Consider the following 759-nt stretch of genomic DNA (forward strand, 5'->3'; position numbering starts at 1 on the left):
CCGACTCATAATCGGTGGTTTTTGACCTCACGGATCGGCTCCCTTACGAGCGTTTGTTTCATTGAACCGAAAACAGGGTTTTTGACGCATGAGATATGGCTATGCGCGGGTGTCGACCGACCACCAATCAACTGACGCACAACTGACTGCCCTTCGGCATGAAGGTTTGACCGACGATCAGATCACTCAGGACGTGATTTCAGGGGGCGTCCCCGCCTTGGTGAGACCTGGAATGTCATCGTTGCTCGGCAGACTTCAGGAGGGCGATCACTTGATCGCGGCCAAACTCGATCGGCTGGGGCGTGATACCATTGATGTCATGGGGTTAATTAGGATTCTTAACGAACGGCGGATTAATTTGCGCATTCTCAATATTGGCATTGAAACAAATACGCCAAACGGTCGGTTGTTCCTGACGATATTAGCCGGATTCGCAGAATTCGAACGTGAGATCATCCGCGAACGTACCCTTGCCGGCCTGGCCGCGGCTAGGGAGGCGGGTATCAAGCTTGGGCGTCGGCCCAAATTGTCGACACGCCAGCGCGCTCACGCGATCGAACTGGCTCGATCGGGCGTATCGAACCGGCAGATTGCGAATCTATTAGGTGTTTCGGCATCAACCATCCAACGCTTGGTATGTCAAAAAACGCGTCAAAAATCGGCTTTTTGATGCATCTTGTGATCAGCGGAGATATGATGCTCAATGGCGCTTTGGCCATCATCTTGACGTAAAATCAAAAACCACCGATTATGAGTCGG

General features: G+C 52.0%; 1 protein-coding gene. It reads left to right on the forward strand.

The genetic code is table 11. From position 1 onward, the window contains the following. The first annotated feature begins 88 nt into the window (after positions 1-88). The gene (locus HLH25_RS19915) at positions 89-670 is read left to right on the forward strand and encodes a recombinase family protein (RefSeq protein WP_182975734.1); all 582 of its coding nucleotides are present in this window, start codon (positions 89-91) and stop codon (positions 668-670) included. Positions 671-759 lie beyond the last annotated feature (89 nt).

Origin of the sequence: Gluconacetobacter dulcium, from assembly GCF_014174165.1 — a bacterium.
Classification (GTDB): domain Bacteria; phylum Pseudomonadota; class Alphaproteobacteria; order Acetobacterales; family Acetobacteraceae; genus Gluconacetobacter; species Gluconacetobacter dulcium.

What these genes read in the sequence shown, in the direction of transcription:
- HLH25_RS19915 (WP_182975734.1), top strand. Translation starts at nt 89, where the DNA reads ATGAGATATGGCTATGCGCGGGTGTCGACCGACCACCAATCAACTGAC.